The organism is Sulfitobacter sp. (assembly GCF_041552635.1).
In the GTDB taxonomy this organism is placed as follows: domain Bacteria; phylum Pseudomonadota; class Alphaproteobacteria; order Rhodobacterales; family Rhodobacteraceae; genus Sulfitobacter.
This window is the reverse complement of sequence record NZ_JBFEKM010000032.1, coordinates 1-21,166: the sequence shown is the minus strand read 5'-3', so window position 1 is coordinate 21,166 and position 21,166 is coordinate 1. Positions and strand designations below refer to the sequence as shown.

Genomic DNA, 21,166 nt, shown 5'->3' with positions numbered 1-21,166 from the left:
CTTTGGATTAACGGACCGCATCTGCCCAATAAGGGATGCGCAATTCTTTCTTGAGGATCTTCCCGATGGAACTGCGGGGCAGCACATCGCGGGCCTCAACGGCGGACAAGCGTTGGCTTTTGCCCAACTTCTCGTTGGCGTCGGCGCAGACCTGATCGGCAGTCCGCGCAGCACCTTCGCGCAGCACGACCAAGCCCAAAGGCGTCTCGCCCCAGGCGTCAGAGGGCACACCGATCACGGCGGCGTCGGTCACGTCGGGGTCAGCCAGCAGCACCAGCTCCAGATCATCGGCATAGATGTTCAACCCGCCCGAGATGATCATGTCCTTCTTGCGGTCCGACAGGATCAGGAACCCGTCTTCGTCAAACCGGCCCATATCGCCGGATCTGAAGTAAATCTGCCCTTCGGCATTGCGCCAGATATAATCAGCCGTCAGATCATCCCGACCGAAATAGCCCGCCATCATGGTGGGGCCGCGACCGCAAATCTCTCCGACCGCGCCCTTTGGCACCTCGTTTCCGGCCTCATCAATCAGGCGGATATCGTTGCCGGGGGCCAATTGGCCCACCGTGTGCAGCTTGTCAGGATGTTCTGCGGAATTCAGCACTGTGACGCCGCCGCCTTCGGTCAGACCGTAATATTCAAGCAGCTTGCCAGGGAACCGCGCTAGCACATCTGCCTTGACGTCAGCGCGCAAGGGCGCAGAGGTCGAAAACTTGACCCGCATGGACGACAGATCGAACTGGTCAAAATCAGGCACATCCATAATGCGTTTGTATTGCACCGGCACCAGCATGGTGTGGGTGATCTTCTCGCTCTGGACGATCTCAAGATAGCCCCGCGCATCGAATTTCGGCATCAGATAGACCGTCGATCCTCCGAAAAGCGTCGGCAGGAACGAAACAATCGTCGTGTTCGAATACAGCGGCGTCGACAGCAGCGTTCGCGCGTTATCGTCATAGCCGTTGGGCGACACGCGGTCCATCTGGGCGGCGCGCATCCAATGGTTATGCAAGATACCCTTGGGCGTGCCGGTCGTGCCCGACGAATAGATCAGGTTGAACGCATCGGACATGTCGATGGCGATCTCGGGGTCGGTGTCGTCTGCCCCTTGCACGGCGCGTTCGAAAGGCTGGAACGCATCATGGTCAAAATCAATCGCAAAGCGCGAGATATCCAGATCAGTAACAAACCCTTCCACCAGCCCAAGATATTGCTCTGCCACGAAAATCGCTTTGGCCCCGCAATCGGTCAGCATCTTTTTCAGCGCATCTGGCGACGCCATCGTTGACAAGGGGGTCACACAGGCCCCAGCCCGCAAAATGCCCATAAAAAGTTCCGCGTAGGGGATCGAATTGGGCGAGATGATCGCAATATTGTCGCCCTTGGCCACACCCATAGACAGCAGCAGATTGGCGATCTTGTTGATCCGCTGATCGAACGCGCCCCATGTCACCGTGCGCCCGTCGCATACCAGCGCCGGTTTTTCCGGATCAACCTTGGCGTTGTCGCGGACCCTTTCAACAATGGTTTGGGTGGGCGGCGTTGCGGAAACTGGCGGATTGATCGATAGCATTTGACGGTCCTGATCTGGGTCTGTGGTAACCGCGCAAGATTGTTGCGCAGGCCATTGCAGAAACAGTTGTAGCGATCAGATTTAAATGTGCAAATGGATGTATCTTAAACGGCGGCTTTTTTCAGCTCGGTATAGGCGTCGTGTTGGGATAAAAACACCTTGCCTGTTAGATCCGAGATGAAATGCTGTTTTTGCAACCGGTCCATCACCGGGCCTTTGACCTCGGACAGGTGCAGCTTGATCCCCATATCTTTCAGGCGCGCATTGATCGCCTCAAGGGATTCCAGCGCGCTAAAGTCGATCTCGTTCACCGCCGAGCACATAAGCACCACATTCTTGATCGGCGCGTCCCCAGCCAGACGGTCATATAGATAGTCCTCGAGGAAACGGGCGTTGGCGAAATATAGGCTCTCGTCAATGCGCAGGGTCAGCAAGGTCGGGTCGGTTTCAACCTTGTGACGGTGGATATTGCGGAAATGCTCAGTGCCCGGCACCAGCCCGACCTCAGCGATATGCGGTTTGGTGGTTTTGTAGAGGTGCAGCATGATCGACAATACGACCCCGCAGGTCACACCCAATTCGACACCACTGCCCAAGGTCACCAGCATGGTGGCCAGAACGGCGGCAAAATCGGCCTTGGAATAGGCCCATGCTTTCCTGAGAATGCTGAAATCGACCAGCGTCAGCACGGCAACAATGATTGTCGCCGCCAGAGTCGCTTGCGGCAGGAAAAACACCAGCGGCGTCAGGGCAAGGGCGGCGATAGCCAGCCCGACCGCAGTAAAGGCACCGGCAGCTGGCGTTTCAGCACCTGCGTCAAAGTTCACAACAGAACGCGAGAATCCCCCGGTGACCGGAAAACCGCCGGTAAATGCAGCGCCGAGGTTGGCGGTGCCCAAACCGATCAGTTCCTGATCCGGATTGATCCGTTGGCGTTTCTTGGCCGCCAAAGTCTGCGCGACCGAAATTGATTCAACAAATCCGATCACGGAGATCAGGATCGCAGGCAAAAGCAACGCGCCCATCAAATCGAACGAGAAATCAGGCAGCGTCAACGGCGGCAGGCTTTGCGGGACAGCGCCGACAACCCGCACACCGTGGTCGGAAAGCCCGAATAGCCAAACAAACAGCGTGGTGACAACCACCGCAGCAACGGGGCCAGCCTTGGTGGCCACGTCCGCAGCACCCGCGCTGAATCCCTTGGATTTCAACAACGGTTTCATGCCCTTGCGTACCCAGAACAGAAACGCCGTAGCGGACACGCCAATTATAACCGTGATCCAGTTGGTATCGCCCAGATGGGTGAAAATAGAATGGAGCAGGTCAAGCAGGTTCTCGCCCGATGCGCTGATGCCAAGGATATGTTTGATCTGGCTGGCTGCGATAATGACGCCCGAAGCGGTGATAAAGCCCGAAATAACCGGATGCGACAGGAAATTAGCCAAGAACCCCAGCTTGAAAACACCCATGGCCAGCAGAATGGCACCCGACAAAAACGCCAGCGTCAAGGCCGCGACGGCATAGCCCATCGTGCCTTGGTCGGCGATATTGCCAAGCGCCGCAGCGGTCATCAACGACACCACCGCCACCGGCCCCACGGCCAACGCGCGGCTGGTCCCGAACACAGCATAGAGCAGGATCGGCACGATAGACGCATAAAGCCCCGCCTCGGGCGGCAATCCGGCCAGCAACGCATAGGCCAGCGATTGCGGGATCAGCATGATCGTCACGATCAATGCGGCGATCAGGTCGTTGGACAGTGTCGCCTTGCTATAAGTGCGGCCCCAATCAAGGATCGGCAGGTATTTCCGGAGGTTCTTTGGCATTATGCGCCGACTTTCAAAAATGGGGGCTGCAAGGGCAAGCCCCCCACCCCGTGGCCTGTTCTAAAGACCGTTAACCGGCACCTTGAGCATCACATTACCGTCCTTGTCCCTCGGCATGTGGCCAGCGCGCATGTTCACCTGCAACGACGGGATAATCAGTTTGGGCATGCCAAGCTCCGCGTCGCGGGCAGTCCGGAAGTTGATGAATTCCTCGCGGGTTTTGCCAGCGCCAACGTGAATGTTGTGGGCCTTTTCGTCGCCAACTGTGGTTTCCCATGCAATGTCGCGGCCGTTGGGCCCATAGTCGTGGCACATGAACAGGCGCATGTCGTCCGGCAGGCTTAGCACCTTTTGGATGCTGTCGAACAGCACGCCAGCGTCGCCGCCTGGGAAATCGGCACGGGCCGACCCACCATCGGGCATAAACAACGTGTCGCCGGTAAAGGCCGCATTGCCCATCACATGCACCATGCAAGCTGGTGTGTGACCGGGCGTATACATGGCAAAGCAGGTCATCCCGCCGATCTGGTAGGTGTCGCCATCCTTGAACAACGCATCAAATTGCGATCCGTCGCGCTGGAATTCAGTACCCTCGTTAAAGATTTTGCCAAAGGTTTCCTGCACCACCATGATCTTTTCACCGACGCCTATTTTCCCGCCCAGCTTTTGCTGGATATAGGGCGCGGCTGACAGGTGGTCGGCGTGGACATGGGTTTCAATGATCCACTCAAGCTTCAGCCCCTTGCCTTCGACCTCGGCAATCAGGGTATCGGCGTGTTCAAAGGTGATGCGCCCCGCCGCGTAATCCATATCCATGACGGAATCGACAATCGCACAGGATGTCGAATTTGGGTCGCGCACGATATAGCTGATCGTGTTGGTTGCAGGGTCAAAATATCCTGTCACCTCTGGGGTAACGTCCATATTCACGGGATAGTCTGTCAACGTCATATCCTCCGGTAGGGGCACCCACCGCGCTGGTAACAAAGCTTGCGCAGGGGTATTTTTTCAGACATATTCATACTATGGAATTTTTAAATTGGGAAGTGGGTTATGCTGAGAAATAGACGCGACTTCATGCTGCAAGGTGTCGCAGCCAGCGCATTGATAGGGCTGCCTAATTTTTTGCATGCGCAGATGTCGATTGGTGAAATGACGTTAGACGTGGTCGATGACGGTCATCTGACGCTTCCCGGCAGTTTCATCTTTGAATACATGCCCAAGGATGAACTGATGCCGATCCTTGATCGCTTTGGTCAGGATTATGACGAGCTGACGCCCCCCTGCAACCTAAGCCTTTTGCGCGGCGACGGCCGTGTCGTCCTGTTTGACGCAGGATCAGGGTCGGAATTCATGCCAACCGCGGGCAAGATGCTGGATGCGCTGGATGCCCTTGGTGTCGCCCCCGAAGACATCACCGATTTGGTGTTCACCCACGGCCATCCTGACCACTTGTGGGGCGTGCTGGATGATTTCGGGGATGCGATGTTCACCAACGCGACCCACCATATTGGACAGGCCGAATGGGACTATTGGACCGATCCGAACACTGTGAACACCATAGACAGCGGCCGTCAGGCTTTTGCTATCGGGGCCGAGCGACGCTTGCAGGTTGTGGCAGACCGGATGCAGTTCTTTAACGATGGCGACGAAGTGTTGCCCGGTGTCGGCGCACGCATGACCCCCGGCCACACCCCCGGCCACATGGCGTTCGAGGTCCGTGCCGGCAACAATGCAGTGATGATTGTGGGCGACAGCATCGGCAACGATCACATCGCACTGGCGCGGCCCGCTTGGGAATCAGGATCAGATCAGGACCCGATTTTGGGGGCTGTGACCCGCACGGGGCTGATCAATGATCTGGCCGCCGCACAAATGCCCATCGTCGGGTTTCATCTGGGCCAAGGCGGTCTTGGCCGGATCGAGAAATCGACAGACGGTTTTGTCTTTGTAGCGCAGGGTTAAGATATGAAAATCCTCGGATGTGTCGTTGCCCTGATTGCCCTGCCCGTTCTTCCGGCCTTTGCCAGTGAAGACATCCCCGATCAATATCCCGCTTCGGTATTGTATTCAAAACCCGTTGAATTCATCCCCGGCGTGTTTTCCGCCATCGGGGCCACCGCGCCACCGACCTATGAAAACGCAGGTCACAACAACAACCTAAGCTTCATCGTGACCGGCGACGGCGTCGTGGTGATCAACAGCGGCGGTTCGTACCAGTTGGCCAAGGCGCTGCATAACGAGATAAAGAATATCACCGAACAACCGGTCAAGCTGGTGTTCAATGAAAACGGCCAAGGTCACGCAATGCTGGGCAACACCTATTGGGCGGAACAGGGCGTCAAGATCGTGGCGCAGACAGAGGGTGCAGAGGCCTTTGCCGAAGAAGGTCTTGCGTCGCTTCGTGCCGCTAAATCAGGCCTTAAGGAACGCGCCGACGGCACAGATTTGACCCCGCCAACCGAAACATTCGATGATGAATATATCGTCGACATGGGCGGTTTCCACATCGAGGCGCTGCATCTGGGCCCCTCACACAGCCCCGGCGATATCGTTGTCTGGCTGCCCGAACAAAGCCTCGTGATTGCGGGCGATATGGCATTTCACGAACGGATGCTGCCGATCTTTCCCGACACGCTGACCGATGAATGGCTGGAAACCTGGGACGGCCCATTTGAGGCGCTTAACGCCACCTACGTCATTCCCGGCCACGGGCATCCGACGAACATGGCGCAGGTCCGTAGATACACCAAAGGGTATCTGGAATATTTACGCGGCAAGATTGCGGATCATCTGGACGCAGGCGGGACACTGGCCGACGCATATTACGTCGACCAATCGCCCTACGCCCATTTGGATACGTTTGAAGAATTGGCCACCAAGAATGCGGGCCGCCTTTTTGAACAGATGGAATTCGAGTAGGCTTAAAGCCCGTCAGCTGCGCTTTTCACGATTTCATCCAGAAAAGCCTGAACCTCTTGCATCGGCCCTTCGGGGTAGGTGCGATAGCCGATCGCGACCTCGCCCTGCGTATCCGTTACGAAGATGCCATAAGGGCAATGGGCGATGTTTGCCGGGTCTGCTTCCATCACCTTGCGAGACAGCACAGCAGAGCAGAACAGGAAAACGTCGGCAGATTTGAAAATCTCGATATCGCTGCCGACGTCGGCAGCGGTCCGGTTCAGCATCTCGCCGGTGTGGCTGACGTAATCAATGACCAGCCCTTTGCCGATGATCGCATTTTCGACCGCGAATGTCGCGTCTTCAAAACTGCCATCATACGGATAAGAGACCATCTGATCCTGTGCCGCCAAAGGTGCAGCGGCCAGAGAAAGTAAAAGGGCACCAAGGGGAAGTTTCATCTTATGCATCCTTTCGGGTTAGGGGAATCGCAGAACCGGTATGATCCTGCCTGTCCCTTTTAGTGAGCCTAACAGCGATACCGCGTGATGACCAACCACCAGATTGGTCATGGGGTTCCTGGGGCGGCACATTTGCCGGCCAGTATGCAAAATGGACTGGCCCGCCCGCCTAAGTCGCCTGCAACCTATGTGAATCCACCTGCCACGGCTTTAATCAAGCCATGGCAGGCGGCGTGTCACCAAACGCACGCGCGCCTACTGGTCCGAGAACGTCGCCAGATATGCGATGACTGCGGCGATATCATCCTCTTTCTTCAAACCGGCAAAGCCCATCTTAGTGCCTTTGATGTATGCTTTGGGACCGGCAAGGAATTCGGCAAGGGTTTCTTCGTTCCAGACCAAACCTTCTTCGGCTTTTGACATCAAGGGCTTGGAGTATTTGAACCCGTCGATATGACCAGCAGAAGCCCCGATCACACCGTTCAGGATAGGGCCAGAGCGGTTCTTGGCACCATCACCGACTTGGTGGCAGGCTTTGCACTTGCGAAACACCTTTTCGCCATCCGCGATCAACGCCGGGTCTGCTGCTGCCACTTCGGGCTCTGGCGCGGACTCTTCCTGTGCCGCAACTGCAGCAGGTTCTTCGGCTGCAGCTTCGGTTGTTTCCTCTTGCGGGGTGACGTCCAATACCAGCGCACGCATTGTGACTTCGACGCTGTCTTTGCAGTCGGTCATGCAAGGCTCACCAGACCAGATCGAAACCTCTGTTTCCATCCGGTTGTCCACAATGAACCCGTCAGCATTCGGCATTTCAACATCAAGGAACGAATCCTTGGACAAGACGAAATCATCCTCGATCAGGTCGTTGGAATACAAAATATATGCCACAATCGCATAGGTTTCGTCTGCAGTCAGCGTGCCCGCATTTCCGTAGGGCATCGACCGGCGGATGTAGTCAAAGCTGGTGGACAGATAGGGCCAGTAAGACCCGACCGTTTTCAGCGGGTCTTCGCGGTCAAGCGTGCCCATACCACCAGCCAGTTTAGGCCAGTTATCAATGCCTTCAGCAAAGTCGCCGTGACAGGCTGCGCATTTCGCAGCAAAGATTTCTTCGCCTACAATTGCATCCCCTTGGCCTTCGGGCAGGCCTGTGCCATCGGGGTGCACGTCCATATTCCAAGCGTCTATTTCCTCTGGCAGGGCAGCTCGGCCCAAGCCATATGTCTGCGCTAACGCGGGCATCGCCAGCATCGCGGCAACAGCGCCGATGGAGAATGATTTAAGAAACTTCGACATTTTCAGCCTCCCCGTTCGGGCGCACCCACCAGGTTTGAATACAGTTGTTGTGATAGATGGAATTGAGCCCGCGGACCTCGCGAAGTTGCGTTTTGGTCGGCTGCACATATCCGGTGTCATCCATTGCGCGGCTTTGCAGGAACATCTCTTCGCCGTCCCAATCCACATCAAGGTAGAACCGGGTCAGCGCCATTTTCTCACCGGGTTTGGCAAGCCGCGCGGTTTCCCATGTTTTGCCGCCGTCTTTGGAGACATCGACGCGGGTGATCGCGCCGCGCCCTGACCATGCAAGGCCGGAAATAACCAGCGGCCCTTTGCCATGAGTAATCGGCGATTGCGGGCTGGGAGAGGTGACGACCGATTTCGCGTCCATCTCCCATGTCCATTTGCGGCTGATGCCATTCGCAAGCGTATCGGTGTACTTGCTTGTTTCCTCACGGCTTTCGACGGGGGCATCCATGACCTCGATCCGGCGGATCCACTTGACCCACATGTTGCCTTCCCAGCCGGGGACGACAAGACGCACGGGATAGCCATGTTCCTTGCGCAGCGCCTCTCCGTTGGCTTTGAAGGCGACCAACACATCATCCAGCGCTTTTTCCATCGGAATAGAACGCCCGTTCGACGATGCATCTGCACCTTCGACATAGACCCATTTGCCCGCAGTGTCATAACCCGCTTCTTCAAGCAGGGTGCGCAGCGGCACGCCGGTGTATTCCATGTTGTGGATCATACCGTGGGTAAACTGCGCGCCATTCAGCTGCGCGCCGGCCCATTCCATGCCTGTGTTGGCCGCACATTCCAGAAAATACGTGTGGTTTTCGCGCGGAAAGCGTTCGAGATCAGCGTAAGTGAACACAAGCGGACGATCGACCAAGCCGTTGATCATCAAACGGTAATCTTCCTTCTTCAGCTCGATCGCACCCGAATGGTGCCGCTCGAAGGCGCAGCCCTGAGGGGTGATTGTGCCATCCAGCGCATGGATCGGCGTGAAATTGATCGAACTCACCGTATCGGCCGTCAGCCACTCTACATTGCGACGGATCACATCGTCTTCGAACTTGATCGGCAAACCATAAGGCGTGGCGTCAACGCCGTCGCCAAAGGACTGCGCCCATTCCTGCGTTTCAGTGATCAGCGGATCAGGCGTTGCCGCGCGTGCAGAACCAGCGGCGAGTGCGCCAACCCCGGCAGTTGCGGCACCGCGCAGGAACGCACGGCGGTTTGTTTTCTTGACTTCAAAGGTGTCTGACATGACAAAACCTTCCTTTGGTTGAATGCAGGCGTTAAACGCCGTCGACTGTTACACTGGTATTTTCGGCAAGCGACACGGTGCCCAATTTGCGGATGTGGCTTTCGACCACGTCCCAGATCGGCGGACCTTCGGTGCCTTGGTTGACGCTGGCCCAACCAGCAATCTGGTAGGACTTGGCTGGGTCGATCAGTTCGCCCGTCTTCAACAGGGTCATTTCCGTGATGCGGCTACCTTGCGGCTTGGTCACATCAATGCGGTAACCAAGGCCGCCGGTGCGCACCATGTCACCGCCCTGCTGGTAATAGGGATCAGGGTTGAACAGGTTATCAGCCACATCTTCCAACACGACATGCAGGAATTCGCCTGTCATTTCGGTCCGATAAGCTTCGGGATAGGTCATAGAGGTGACATTCCAGATGTCTTCGCGGGTGATTTCCTGACCGGGCAGAATGGATGGCCCCCAACGCACGCCGGGGCTAAGCGCGATGTCGGCCTCCCGTTCAGAAAGCAGCGCATCGCAGATCAAATCATCCCACGAGCCGTTAAAGTTGCCGCGGCGGTAAAGCAGCGTGTCGTCAGCCGTTTTGCCGATAACTTCGCTAAGTTGGTCAGCATAAGGTGCGCGCTGTTCGTCGATCAGCGCAGTGATCGCCTGATCGGGTTCAATCACGTCCGAGAAAATCGGGATCAGCTTGTGGCGGAAGCCCATCATCCGGCCATTTTGGACATCCAGATCAACGCGGCTAACGAACTTACCGTTAGAGCCCGACGCGACGATGATCGTTTCGCCGATCAATACAGGTTCCGGCAGCGCGTCATGGGTGTGACCAGACAAGATCACGTCAATACCTGTAACAACACCCGCCATCTGCTTATCAACATCGAAACCATTGTGGCTTAGGCAGACCACCAGTTCAGCGCCCTTGGCGCGCACTTCGTCCACCATTTCCTGCATCCGTTCATCGCGGATACCAAAGGTGTATTCAGGGAACATCCAGCCCGGGTTAGCGATGGGCATATAGGGAAATGCCTGACCGATGACGGCAACTTTTACGCCGCCGGTTTCAAAGAACTTATAGGGGGGGAACAGCTCGGTCGGTTCATCCCATTCAGCGTCAAATATGTTCTGACCAAGCGCGGCAAAGGGCAGCCCTTCGACGATTTCGTTCACGCGCTCGGACCCCAGCGTGAATTCCCAGTGGAATGTCATCGCGTCAGGCTTCAACGCGTTCATGACGTTGACCATGTCCTGACCTTGGGTTTGGTAACAGGTATAGCTGCCATGCCATGTATCGCCGCCATCCAGCAGCAGCGCATCGGGACGGTCGGCGCGGATCTGATTGATGACCGTTGACACACGGTCAAGGCCGCCCATCTTGCCATAGCCTTGGGCCAGCGATGCGAAATCATTATAGGTCAACGCATAGGCGGAATGGCTGCCATCATCGATACCGTACAGCTTGCGGAAATCGGCACCCGTGACGTGGGGCACGGCCCCCTTGTTGCCACCCACACCGATGTTAATCGAAGGTTCACGGAAATAGATCGGCTTTAGCTGCGCATGAATGTCGGTGATATGGATCAAGCTGACATTGCCGAAGGTGTCGAATTCCAACAACTTGTCTTGGGTCAGCGCCTGCTGTGCGGCCAACTTGCCCCAATTGCCAAAAGAAGACGCCCCGTAAAGAGCAGTTGCAGCCATGCTGGCTTGAAGAAAGTCTCGGCGAGAAATCATGCGATTGGCCTTCTGTTGCGCCTATACATGCGCATGTTTGAATGGGTTTGAGCTGAAAAACCCCGCCTTACGCAAGTAAGGCAGGGTCTATAGTGTTTAGTTACGGACGGAAGGGCCTTCGACGGACAAACCGTTACCGCGTGAACCGACATAAAGCTCAAGCGCCACGAACTCGGGGCTGCCTGGTGCAAAGGTTTCGGCGCGGGTGTCGCGTACGCAACCCTTAAAGCGATCCTGAACAGCATTCAGCTTGGTGTTTTTCAAACGATAAGCTGGGAAACCATTGATCTGGCCTTGGCTCAGGTGATCTGCGCGGATCATGTTGCCATAGTTGTCTTCGTGGCAATTCGCGCAGGACAGTTCAAGCTGACCAAAACGGGTGTAATAGATTTCCTTGCCCTGTTCCCAAGTGGATTGCGCAGGGCCGTCAATTGCAACATTGACAGGCATCCCGCGCGAGACGGACGCCATCAACGCAGTCATATTGACCATGTCACCGCTGCTATATTTCCACTTTTCGGCACCCATACGATTTTCACGGCAATCATTGATCGCCATTTCCATCGTGCGAACTTCACCAGCGGCCTCAACGAACTTTGGATAGACCGGGCGGACGCCCGCCATCTCCGAAGACGCGCCATGACAATCTGCGCAGGACTTGCCTTCAGATCCATCAGCGGTGTTCCACATGTCTTCTGCCTGTTCGACAAAGATCATGCCCGGGTTGTCGAAATCGTCGGATTCCATCGCACGGGTTTCCGTACCGCGGAACAACCAGCCTGACATCACTTCGTCGAGCACATCGGACACATGGGCCGGGGCCGCCGTGCGGGTCACGATTTCGATGTCACCGTTGATAACCAGATTGTCGTCTGCAGGTTCGGCCAATGCACCCGATGCTACGATGATCGCAGTCATGCAGGCGCTTAGACCTTTAGTGAATTTATTCATTCTTCTTCCTCCCAAGGATGCAGACGCTTATTCGATGGTGATGTCTTTGCTGTCCTCGTAGACAGAGCCGTCATCGTCATACCATGTAAATTTGAACGTACCGGCCTCTGGCACGGTGGCATCAAATTCCAAGTATGGGTTGGTCGAAATCGCAGCTTGCAATTCAATATCGACAACATTCTGATCGTTGAAATCACAGGTAAAGCGATTGATGATCGAGCGCGGGATTACGTTCCCGTCTTTATCTTTGCGCTGTCCGGATTCCATCTTGTGACTGATCAGCGTCTTGATGGTGATCGATTCACCTGCTGCTGCCGATTTCGGTACTTTGACGCGGGGTTTTACACCAGATGCCATTTTAATAATTCCTTATAAAGCCTTAGCCGCCGCAGCCGCCGATTGTCACTTTTACCGTGCTGGAAGCCTTCGCAAACGTTCCGTCAGCCAGCTTGGCGATGGCCACCACATCTTGCGTTCCTGCCAGACGGATCCGTGTGGATGCGTGCTGTGAACCCGCGAGGGGGCCGAATTTGAATGTTGCGACACCGGGCGTCGGGTTGCCCATTGCCAGCACCATGATCTCGGTCGCGCCGGGGGCGTCGACTTCGACGGGCACGGTATTGCCGTTTTCCGCGATTTCCGGCGCTGTCAGGGTCACCCCTGTATCCGCCAGCTCTGCACCACCAGTAAAGGCGGCAATTGCGTCATCGCTTGCAGCCGCAAAGGCCAGCTTTGGCAAGGCAAGGGCGGCAAAAGCGCTTGCGCCCATGACGATTGCATTACGTCTTGTGAATTCCATTGTCATACTCCTGAACAAACCCGGTCTTGCGGGTTTTTAATCTTTCAGCGTGGCAAGATATGCCACAACATCTTCTACTTGCTGTGCCGTCAAAAGCGGCCCCAGCGTGTCATCGGCGGCTTTGCCGGTGTATGCCTTGCCCGGACGGATATAGCCGGTGTCCTTGTAGAACGACGGCATCATTGTGCCCTCGAACATCATCTTCGCGTTGGCAACGATGCCGCGCAGCTCAGCTTCGCTCCAGCGGCTACCGGCACCATCAAGCGCGGGGCCAATCAGACCCTGAAATGCGATATCCGGCAATGCGCTGACCTCATGGCATGCCACGCAATTGCCCAGCTGCTTGCTGCCGACAACCTTGGCACCCTCTTCGGGGTTACCTGCGGTGCCGGTCAAAGATGCCTCAACAGCGCCGTCAGTATAGGCAACGGCGGTTGGCGCGACATCGGCTGCATTTGCGTGAGCCGCGAGCCCAACGGACGCCACCAGGGCGATAATAGAAATTTTCATGCGTCCTCCCAAAGACTCTTATTTGTATGCGAGCGTAGACGCTGTGACAAAACCACGCAACTATAAATTCGCTTTTGTGAATTTTTAAATACAGCGCTCGAACTAACGCATCCTAAACGCTGCCAATTGTTTTACTCTGCCAGTTTGCGGGCAAGGTATTTCTGAAAGCTTTCGTCGCCTTCATACTCCTTATCTACCACCCAAGTGAACATATTATAGGTCGTGCCCGGCCCGAATGCACCGGGTACGGACGCCACAGCCGCCTGTGCCGCCGTCTGCCCCTCCGCGACCTCTTGCGGCAAGAAAACAAGGGTCGGCGTGAATAACATGCCCCATTTGCGCACCATGTCTTTCTCGGGCAGCGATTCGCCGTCGAAATCCGTCACCTCGACGTCGCCGAACATATTGATTTGCACGACAAAGAAATGTTCCTTCAGGTAAGCATCGATATTTGGCAGCGGAAACACCTCTTTGTGCATCTTTGCGCAATAGATGCAGCCGCGTTGTTCGACGATCAGCATCAGGCGCTTGCCCTCGGCATTGGCTTCGGCAAGATCTTCGGACAGGTCCTTGAACGTATCGCGCATCCAGGCAGTCTTGTGCAGCCCGTCATCGCCCAGCTCGGCCGCAAAGGTCGAACCGGCAAGCCCCAGTGACAAGGCGGTCAGGCAGATTTTCAACAGTTTCATAGCGATTTCCCTTTGTCAGCCGATGGCACCAAAGACCGGAAAGGTCTCGAGCATCCATTGCGCGATGTAGTTAACAGAATTCGTGGCGATCAGCAGCCCGAAGATCACCAGCAACGCGCCCATGACTTTCTCTACTGTGCCCAAATGCCGGCGAAACCGCGCCATAAAGCGCATGAACGGCCCGATAAACAAAGCGGCCAGAACAAAGGGCGCAGTCATGCCGACACCGTAGGTGAACAGCAAAAGCGCGCCGCTGCTTGCCGTTTCGGTCCCCGCCGCAGTAAACAGGATCGCCGCCAGAACGGGGCCAACGCAAGGGGTCCAGCCAAACGCAAAGGCCAGCCCGATCACATAGGCCCCCAGCAGGCTGGTCGACCCGGTATCACCGGCATCCGCGCGGAATTGGCGATACAGAAATCCGATGCGAATGACGCCCAGAAAATGCAGGCCCATAGCAATAATGATGGCCGCTGCAATCCAGCGCAGAATGTCAAAATATTCCCGGACCACCTGACCAAAACTGCTTGCTGCGGCCCCCAATCCCATGAAAATGGTGATCACGCCTGCGGCAAAAAACAGGGAAGCAAGCACCGCGCGACCGCGCACGCCCGCCTCTACCGGTCCGTTGGCGGTGATCTGGTTCATCCCGACCCCGGCCAGATAACTAAGGTAGAATGGCACGATCGGCAGAATGCAGGGCGACAAAAAGGACAATAAACCGGCAATCGCCGCCCCATAGAAGGTTATTTCAAGCATTCATGCCGCCTTTAACTTGTTTCATTCACATATTCACATTACGTTATGCGAAATCAACTGGTAATTTTATGACACGACTGCGCCTTTTCCTCATTTATTTTATAACTTCGACTGTGTTGGCCGGGGCAGCATTTGCTGACGTGACCCTAGTCATGATCGAGGAAAAAGGCTGCGTCTGGTGTGCGCGCTGGAATGAACAGATTGCCCCGATTTACCCCAAGACCGAAGCGGGCCAAACCGCCCCCTTGCGGCGGGTCGATATCAGGGATGAACAGCCATCCGATCTGACATTTGCGCGCGGCCTGCACTTTACGCCGACTTTCGTGCTGATGGTCGACGGTCAGGAAATATCACGGATCGAAGGATACCCCGGCGAAGATTTCTTCTGGGGTGTCTTGGAAAAGATGATGACGGATGCAAAACTGCTTCCGTCACCAAAAGGAAGCTAGGACATGGGGGTGGCCCGATTTCGCGGGCGGCACCACGGTCGCACTTCAAACTAAGGATACGAACCTGTGGGCCTACCCGTTTTTGACAAGAACATGTGCGCAGAAGACCTTGATAAAATGGCGAACAACGCCGTGCGTGCATCCAACTTTCTCAAGGCGATCAGCCATGAGGGTCGGTTGATGATCCTGTGCCATCTGGCGTCGGGTGAAAAATCCGTGACCGAATTGGAAGAACTGCTTTCTGCCCGGCAAGCCGCAGTATCGCAGCAATTGTCGCGCCTGCGGCTTGAGGGGCTTGTAATACCCCGCCGCGATGGCAAGACAATATATTATCGGCTCTCGGATGACCGCCCCAAACAGATCATGGAAGTCGTCTATGATCTTTTTTGCCGCGCAGACTAGCTTGCCGTGGGAAGCTTTGGCGCACTCTTGTTGGAGCGTTTTTCCGAACCGACACTGATGGCATTTGCCGGTCTTTTCGGTGGGGTTTTGCTGGGGCTGGCGGCACGGCTTGGCCGATTTTGTACTTTGGGTGCCATAGAAGACCTGTATTATGGCGATAGTTCGGTCCGCTTTGCGATGTGGGGCATTGCCCTGGGGATTGCGATCATCGGAACGTTCGGCTTGTCCGCGGCGGGGGTGCTAGCGCTAAGCGATACGCTTTATCTGGGGATTGCATGGAACCCGTGGGCCAGCATCGTGGGCGGGCTGATGTTTGGCTATGGCATGGCGATGGCGGGTAATTGTGGGTACGGCGCGCTGGCGCGCATGGGGTGCGGTGACTTGCGGTCCTTTATGATCGTTATCGTCATGGGCGTATCGTCTTATGTGGCCTTGGGCGGACCGCTTTCCGCTTGGCGGCTGGCGATTTTTCCGGTCAGCGATGCAGGGGCGCAACCGGCGGGCTTTGCCCATCTGTTATCCACGTTTCTGCCCTTTGATGTGCATGTAGCAGGTATCAGCACGGGCGTTTTGATCATCGTCATCACACTGTTCCACGCTGGCCTGCGCAAAAGCCCCCAGTCAATCCTTTGGGGCGCGGTTGTCGGGGTCGCGGTCATCTCGGGCTGGGGGTTCACGCAGTGGATCACGGCGCACGGGTTCGACCGCAGCATCATCGTCTCGCACACATTTACCGCCCCTGTTGGGGAAACCCTGCTGTATTTCATGACCTCGTCGGGCAATTCGATCAGTTTTGGCACCGGATCGGTCTGCGGTGTGGTGCTTGGTTCCCTGCTGGGCTGCCTGATCAGGGGTCATCTGCGATGGGAGGCTTGCGAAGACCCCCGCGAATTGCGCCGCCAGATCGGTGGTGCGGCGCTGATGGGCGTAGGTGCCGTGATCGCCGTGGGGTGCAGTGTCGGGCAAGGGCTTTCAGCGTTCTCCGTCCTTGCCTACAGTGCACCGGTCACATTGGCCTGCATCGTCGCGGGCGCTGCGGTGGGGCTGCGGCAGTTGATCCTCGGGTTTGGGCGCATCGCCTAGGGTCAGTGCCCTAGGCTAAAACGCCTGTATTTGTATTCAACAAGAAATGCTGGAAAATCGGCCCAGACGCAGCCCCGATGGCACGGGCATTCTCACCGACCGTGCCCTCTTCGATGCGCGGAACTTTCAGACCGCGCGTGTCTTGGCGGTCAACCTCCATCCGAATTTGCGCCACCAGCTTGGTGCGCACATCGGCGGGGAACGCACCATCAATCACGATCGCTTCGAAATCAATAACCGCACAGGTCGACAGGCTGGCCTTGGCCAATTCAAGGGCGGTTTGCGCGATCCAAGCATCAACCAGCGCGGTGAACGCGGTCCAGTCTTGCGGCTGCACCCAAAGATCGGCGACCGGGCGGCCTTCCTTTGTCAGCATGGTTTCCAGCAGATGAATTGATGCGGTGTCGATCAACTGCAAGCTTTCCCCCTGCGGCCCGATGGACCGCAGCGATCCCAAAGCCCCTGCATTACCTTGCTGCCCTTCGTAAACCGAATTGTTCAACACGATGCCACCGCCCACGAAAGCCCCCACAAAGAAATAGGCATAATCGCGAAATTCCTTGCCGCGGCCATAGACATGTTCGGCCCAACAGCCCGCCGTGGCATCATTGACCAAGGAAACCGGCAAGTCCGTGCAGCTTGCCACCTCGGCGGCGATATCGATATTGCTCCAGCGTTGGAATTCTTCTGCGGGGGCACCGACCAGCTCGGCCCAGTGCCAGATCTCAAATGGGGCGGCGACGCCGATGCCGCACAGCCGGTCAAATAGCTCAGGTCGCATTTTCGCGCGAAACTTTGCGATCCCGTCGGCAAGAAACATGAACACCGTCCGGGGCAACGGATAGGCATAAGTGATCTGCAACTGCTGCCGAATCGTTCCATGGAAATCGATCAACAGCAAGTCAGCGCTCCGCCGACCAATCTTGAGGCCCAGTGACATGACACCATCCGCCGCCAGCCCCATTGGCACAGAGGGCTTGCCCACTTTGCCGCGCACAGGGCTGCCCCGCTCCAAAAGCCCGTCGTTTTCCAGCTTGCGCAAGATCACCGATACGGTTTGCGGCGAAAGCCCTGCAATGCGCGCCAGATCCGTCCCCGGCAAGGGGCCGTGGCGCTGAAGTATTGTCAAAAGCAGGCGTTCATTATGATTGCGCACGCCGCTTTGATTGACGCCTGCGCTCAGGGCTCTGACAACAGATTGATCCATACCTATAATGCCCTCCCAAGCATCTACCCTACAATCGCACGCCGAGTTAATAAATCAAGTTTATTTATTAATTGACAGAACGCATAGAATCGCGTTTTTAATGTTCCATCGGTTGCCTTGCGGCATCCAAAACATGGCGAAAAAACCGCCGCACCGATTTCTGGGAGGGGATCATGAAAACATTACTCGCAAGCACCGCAATCGCATTTGCCGCAATGTCCGGTACCGCAATGGCCGACGCGCACAGCGTTACGGCCTGCCTGATCACAAAGACGGATACAAACCCGTTCTTTGTTAAAATGAAGGAAGGTGCCGAAGCCAAAGCAGCCGAGCTTGGCATGACACTGAAATCCTTTGCTGGCAAAATCGACGGCGACCACGAGACCCAAGTGGCCGCAATTGAAACCTGCATTGCAGATGGTGCCAAGGGCATCTTGCTGACCGCCTCCGACACCTCGTCGATCGTGACGGCAGTTCAGCAGGCACGCGATGCCGGCATGGTTGTGATCGCCCTCGACACGCCGCTAGACCCTGCCGATGCTGCTGACGCAACCTTTGCGACAGACAACTTCCTTGCTGGCAAGCTGATCGGCCAGTGGGCTGCGGCCAAGCTGGGCGATGACGCCGCAAACGCAAAGATCGCGATGCTTGATCTGGCCGTCAGCCAGCCCACAGTCGGCGTGTTGCGCGACCAGGGTTTCCTCGAAGGGTTTGGCATTGATCTGGGCGACCCGAACAAATGGGGCGACGAAACTGACCCGCGTATTGTTGGCAACGACGTGACTGCGGGCAACGAAGAAGGCGGTCGCAAGGCGATGGAAAACCTTCTGGCCAAGGATCCGATGATCAACGTGGTCTACACGATCAACGAACCAGCGGCTGCCGGTGCCTATGAAGCACTGAAATCCATTGGCCGTGAAAATGACGTGATGATCGTGTCTGTCGATGGCGGGTGCCCCGGTATCGCAAACATCGCAGACGGCATCATCGGTGCCACCTCGCAGCAATATCCGCTGCTGATGGCATCCAAAGGTGTCGAAGCGATTGCACAATTCGCCAAAGACGGCACCAAGCCCACGCCAACCGAAGGCAAGGATTTCTTTGACACAGGCGTTTCGCTGGTCACAGACGAACCTGCGGACGGTGTTGAATCGATCTCGGTCCAGGAAGGCACAGATCGCTGCTGGGGCTAACCCTTGCTGTAGATATCCAACTCCGGGGGCAGGTGATGTGCCTGCCCCCGACGTCTTTCTACCCGTCTGAAATTTCATAACTGCAGGGGCGCACCATGTCTGACCCTACGAATTACGAATCCGCCGCCAAAGGAAGCCCCGAGGCCGTTGCCGAATTCGCCGACACCGGAAAAACCTTGATCAACAAACTACAGCACGCGCTCCATGTGACGCCGTCGCTGGTGCCGCTGATCGTTTTGATTATGTCTTTGATCGTATTTGGCGTCTTGCTGGGATCAAAGTTCTTTTCCCCCTTCGCCCTGACGCTGATCTTGCAGCAGGTCGCGATCGTCGGCATCGTCGGTGCCGCGCAATCGCTGGTCATCCTGACTGCAGGCATTGACCTGTCGGTTGGCGCGATCATGGTGCTAAGTTCGGTTGTGATGGGACAGTTTTCATTCCGATACGGCCTGCCACCCGAAATCGCGGTGGTCTGCGGCCTTTTGTGCGGCACCGCCTGCGGCTTTGTTAACGGCTGGCTGGTCGCCTATATGAAGCTGCCGCCGTTTATCGTGACCTTGGGCATGTGGCAAATCATTCTGGCGTCGAATTTCCTGTATTCCGCCAACGAAACCATCCGCAGCCAGGACATCAGTGCCAACGCGCCCTTGCTTCAACTGTTTGGGGAAAAGATCAATATCGGCGGGGCGATCTTTACCTACGGGGTGATATTCCTTGTCCTGCTGGTAATGTTTCTGGCCTATGTTCTGCGCCATACCGCGTGGGGTCGCCACGTCTATGCGGTGGGCGATGACCCTGACGCTGCCGAACTGTCCGGCGTGAATGTCAAATACGTGCTGGTGTCGGTTTATATGCTGGCCGGGCTGATCTGCGCCTTTGCGGGCTGGGCCTTGATCGGGCGGATCGGGTCGGTGTCACCCACATCGGGGCAATTGGCCAATATCGAAAGCATTACGGCGGTGGTGATTGGCGGCATCAGCCTTTTCGGCGGGCGTGGCTCCGTTATGGGGATGCTGTTTGGCGCGCTGATTGTCGGCGTCTTTACCCTTGGCCTGCGGCTGATGGGGGCGGATGCACAATGGACCTATCTGCTGATTGGTGCGCTGATCATTGCAGCTGTGGCCGTGGATCAATGGATTAGAAAGGTATCAGTCTGATGGTTGAACCCATTCTCAAAGGGCGCGGCTTGGTCAAGCGATATGGCCGCGTCACCGCATTGGATCATTGTGATTTCGACCTAATGCCCGGTGAAATTCTGGCGGTCATTGGCGACAATGGCGCGGGCAAATCATCCCTGATCAAGGCGATTTCAGGCGCAGTGATCCCCGATGCGGGTGATGTGTTTCTGGAGGGCAAGCAGGTCAAATTCACCTCGCCCATCGACGCACGCAATGTGGGCATCGAAACGGTGTATCAAACGCTTGCCATGTCCCCTGCCCTGTCAATTGCCGACAATATGTTCATGGGCCGCGAACTGCGCAAACCGGGGTTTCGCGGCAAATTCCTGCGCCAGCTTGACCGCAAACGCATGGAAGACATGGCCCGCGAAAAGCTGACCGAACTTGGGCTGATGACGATCCAGAACATCAACCAGGCGGTCGAAACGCTATCGGGCGGTCAACGCCAAGGCGTGGCCGTGGCCCGTGCCGCCGCCTTTGGGTCCAAGGTGATCATCCTTGATGAACCCACAGCGGCCCTTGGCGTCAAGGAATCGCGCCGTGTGCTGGAACTGATCCAGGACGTGCGGTCGCGCGGTATCCCGATCATTCTGATCAGCCACAACATGCCCCATGTGTTCGAGGTCGCAGACCGCATTCACGTCCACCGACTCGGGAAACGCCTGTGTGTGATCAAGCCCGGTGATCATTCCATGTCAGACGCCGTGGCCTATATGACCGGCGCGGCAGAGCCGCCGGTGGTGGCCCCCGCGTGACCCTAAGCCCGGACCTGACGACAGTATGCACCGCCATCGCCGCCATCCCGTTTTCGGGCCGGCGGCGTTTGGTTGCAGTGGCTGGCGCACCGGCAAGTGGCAAATCCACCCTTGCGGATGACATCGCTGACCAGTTGAATAAAG

Annotated in this window: 22 protein-coding genes; 8 read left to right on the top strand and 14 right to left on the bottom strand. The window is 56.5% G+C overall.

All coding sequences use genetic code 11. From position 1 onward, the window contains the following. Positions 1-7 precede the first annotated feature (7 nt). The 3 genes from ABYT07_RS05705 to ABYT07_RS05695 form a co-directional block, all read right to left on the bottom strand. Positions 8-1,576 carry a class I adenylate-forming enzyme family protein gene (locus tag ABYT07_RS05705; RefSeq protein WP_372990056.1) on the bottom strand — a complete coding sequence of 523 codons (1,569 nt, stop codon included), beginning with the start codon at positions 1,574-1,576 and terminating at the stop codon, positions 8-10. A gap of 104 nt (positions 1,577-1,680) precedes the next feature. Continuing rightward, entirely contained in the window at positions 1,681-3,402 is a 1,722-nt protein-coding gene (locus ABYT07_RS05700) for a SulP family inorganic anion transporter (protein ID WP_372990055.1), read from the bottom strand. Positions 3,403-3,462: 60 nt separating this feature from the next. Then, positions 3,463-4,347 carry an MBL fold metallo-hydrolase gene (locus tag ABYT07_RS05695; RefSeq protein ID WP_372990054.1) on the bottom strand — a complete coding sequence of 295 codons (885 nt, stop codon included), beginning with the start codon at positions 4,345-4,347 and terminating at the stop codon, positions 3,463-3,465. A 108-nt stretch (positions 4,348-4,455) separates the two neighbouring features. Between ABYT07_RS05695 and ABYT07_RS05690 the strand changes: the two genes are divergently transcribed. Together ABYT07_RS05690 and ABYT07_RS05685 are read left to right on the top strand one after the other, a co-directional pair. Beyond that, on the top strand, positions 4,456-5,367 hold the full coding sequence (locus ABYT07_RS05690; RefSeq protein ID WP_372990053.1) for an MBL fold metallo-hydrolase: 912 nt from the start codon (positions 4,456-4,458) through the stop codon (positions 5,365-5,367). 3 nt (positions 5,368-5,370) lie between these two features. Then, positions 5,371-6,324 (top strand): MBL fold metallo-hydrolase, encoded by a 954-nt coding sequence (locus ABYT07_RS05685; protein ID WP_372990052.1) that lies wholly within the window; start codon positions 5,371-5,373, stop codon positions 6,322-6,324. Positions 6,325-6,326: 2 nt separating this feature from the next. On the opposite strand, the gene ABYT07_RS05680 is transcribed toward ABYT07_RS05685, so the two are convergent. From ABYT07_RS05680 to ABYT07_RS05635, 10 genes are all read right to left on the bottom strand, one after another. After that, on the bottom strand, positions 6,327-6,764 hold the full coding sequence (locus ABYT07_RS05680) for a DUF302 domain-containing protein (protein WP_372990051.1): 438 nt from the start codon (positions 6,762-6,764) through the stop codon (positions 6,327-6,329). 255 nt (positions 6,765-7,019) lie between these two features. Continuing rightward, positions 7,020-8,060, bottom strand: a complete 1,041-nt coding sequence (locus ABYT07_RS05675) for a c-type cytochrome (RefSeq protein ID WP_372990050.1) — start codon at positions 8,058-8,060, stop codon at positions 7,020-7,022. Further along, positions 8,044-9,315, bottom strand: coding sequence for a sulfite dehydrogenase (gene soxC / locus ABYT07_RS05670; protein WP_372990049.1), 1,272 nt, complete (start codon positions 9,313-9,315; stop codon positions 8,044-8,046). Before soxC ends, ABYT07_RS05675 begins: the two co-directional genes overlap by 17 nt. Positions 9,316-9,346: 31 nt before the next feature. Next, positions 9,347-11,050: a thiosulfohydrolase SoxB gene (soxB, locus tag ABYT07_RS05665; protein ID WP_372990048.1), complete on the bottom strand. Its 1,704-nt coding sequence runs from the start codon at positions 11,048-11,050 to the stop codon at positions 9,347-9,349. A 96-nt stretch (positions 11,051-11,146) separates the two neighbouring features. Then, positions 11,147-12,001 (bottom strand): sulfur oxidation c-type cytochrome SoxA, encoded by an 855-nt coding sequence (soxA, locus tag ABYT07_RS05660; protein ID WP_372990046.1) that lies wholly within the window; start codon positions 11,999-12,001, stop codon positions 11,147-11,149. 27 nt (positions 12,002-12,028) lie between these two features. Next, entirely contained in the window at positions 12,029-12,358 is a 330-nt protein-coding gene (soxZ, locus tag ABYT07_RS05655; RefSeq protein ID WP_372990045.1) for a thiosulfate oxidation carrier complex protein SoxZ, read from the bottom strand. A gap of 22 nt (positions 12,359-12,380) precedes the next feature. Beyond that, complete coding sequence (soxY, locus tag ABYT07_RS05650; RefSeq protein ID WP_372990044.1) at positions 12,381-12,800, bottom strand: thiosulfate oxidation carrier protein SoxY; 420 nt, start codon at positions 12,798-12,800, stop codon at positions 12,381-12,383. Positions 12,801-12,836: 36 nt separating this feature from the next. Further along, positions 12,837-13,310, bottom strand: coding sequence for a sulfur oxidation c-type cytochrome SoxX (gene soxX / locus ABYT07_RS05645; RefSeq protein WP_372990043.1), 474 nt, complete (start codon positions 13,308-13,310; stop codon positions 12,837-12,839). A gap of 131 nt (positions 13,311-13,441) precedes the next feature. Next, positions 13,442-13,999 carry a thioredoxin family protein gene (locus ABYT07_RS05640; protein WP_372990042.1) on the bottom strand — a complete coding sequence of 186 codons (558 nt, stop codon included), beginning with the start codon at positions 13,997-13,999 and terminating at the stop codon, positions 13,442-13,444. A 15-nt stretch (positions 14,000-14,014) separates the two neighbouring features. After that, the gene (locus ABYT07_RS05635) at positions 14,015-14,755 is read right to left on the bottom strand and encodes a cytochrome c biogenesis CcdA family protein (RefSeq protein ID WP_372990041.1); all 741 of its coding nucleotides are present in this window, start codon (positions 14,753-14,755) and stop codon (positions 14,015-14,017) included. 140 nt (positions 14,756-14,895) lie between these two features. On the opposite strand from ABYT07_RS05635, the gene ABYT07_RS05630 reads away from it, so the two are divergent. The 3 genes from ABYT07_RS05630 to ABYT07_RS05620 all read left to right on the top strand — a co-directional run bounded on the left by ABYT07_RS05630 (position 14,896) and on the right by ABYT07_RS05620 (position 16,689). Then, positions 14,896-15,204 (top strand): hypothetical protein, encoded by a 309-nt coding sequence (locus tag ABYT07_RS05630; protein WP_372990040.1) that lies wholly within the window; start codon positions 14,896-14,898, stop codon positions 15,202-15,204. A 66-nt stretch (positions 15,205-15,270) separates the two neighbouring features. Further along, on the top strand, positions 15,271-15,606 hold the full coding sequence (locus ABYT07_RS05625) for a helix-turn-helix transcriptional regulator (RefSeq protein ID WP_085980058.1): 336 nt from the start codon (positions 15,271-15,273) through the stop codon (positions 15,604-15,606). Positions 15,607-15,633: 27 nt separating this feature from the next. After that, positions 15,634-16,689, top strand: coding sequence for a YeeE/YedE family protein (locus ABYT07_RS05620; RefSeq protein WP_372990039.1), 1,056 nt, complete (start codon positions 15,634-15,636; stop codon positions 16,687-16,689). Positions 16,690-16,699: 10 nt separating this feature from the next. Here the strand turns inward: ABYT07_RS05620 and ABYT07_RS05615 are convergent, their stop codons facing one another. Next, positions 16,700-17,896, bottom strand: a complete 1,197-nt coding sequence (locus tag ABYT07_RS05615) for an ROK family transcriptional regulator (protein ID WP_372990038.1) — start codon at positions 17,894-17,896, stop codon at positions 16,700-16,702. Positions 17,897-18,069: 173 nt separating this feature from the next. Between ABYT07_RS05615 and ABYT07_RS05610 the strand changes: the two genes are divergently transcribed. The 3 genes from ABYT07_RS05610 (at position 18,070) to ABYT07_RS05600 (ending at position 21,022) form a co-directional block, all read left to right on the top strand. Continuing rightward, positions 18,070-19,089: a sugar ABC transporter substrate-binding protein gene (locus tag ABYT07_RS05610; protein WP_372990037.1), complete on the top strand. Its 1,020-nt coding sequence runs from the start codon at positions 18,070-18,072 to the stop codon at positions 19,087-19,089. Between the two features lie 95 nt (positions 19,090-19,184). Beyond that, positions 19,185-20,246 carry an ABC transporter permease gene (locus ABYT07_RS05605; protein ID WP_372990036.1) on the top strand — a complete coding sequence of 354 codons (1,062 nt, stop codon included), beginning with the start codon at positions 19,185-19,187 and terminating at the stop codon, positions 20,244-20,246. After that, on the top strand, positions 20,246-21,022 hold the full coding sequence (locus tag ABYT07_RS05600) for an ATP-binding cassette domain-containing protein (RefSeq protein ID WP_372990034.1): 777 nt from the start codon (positions 20,246-20,248) through the stop codon (positions 21,020-21,022). The genes ABYT07_RS05605 and ABYT07_RS05600 overlap by 1 nt, the downstream gene beginning before the upstream one ends. Positions 21,023-21,166: the final 144 nt, after the last annotated feature.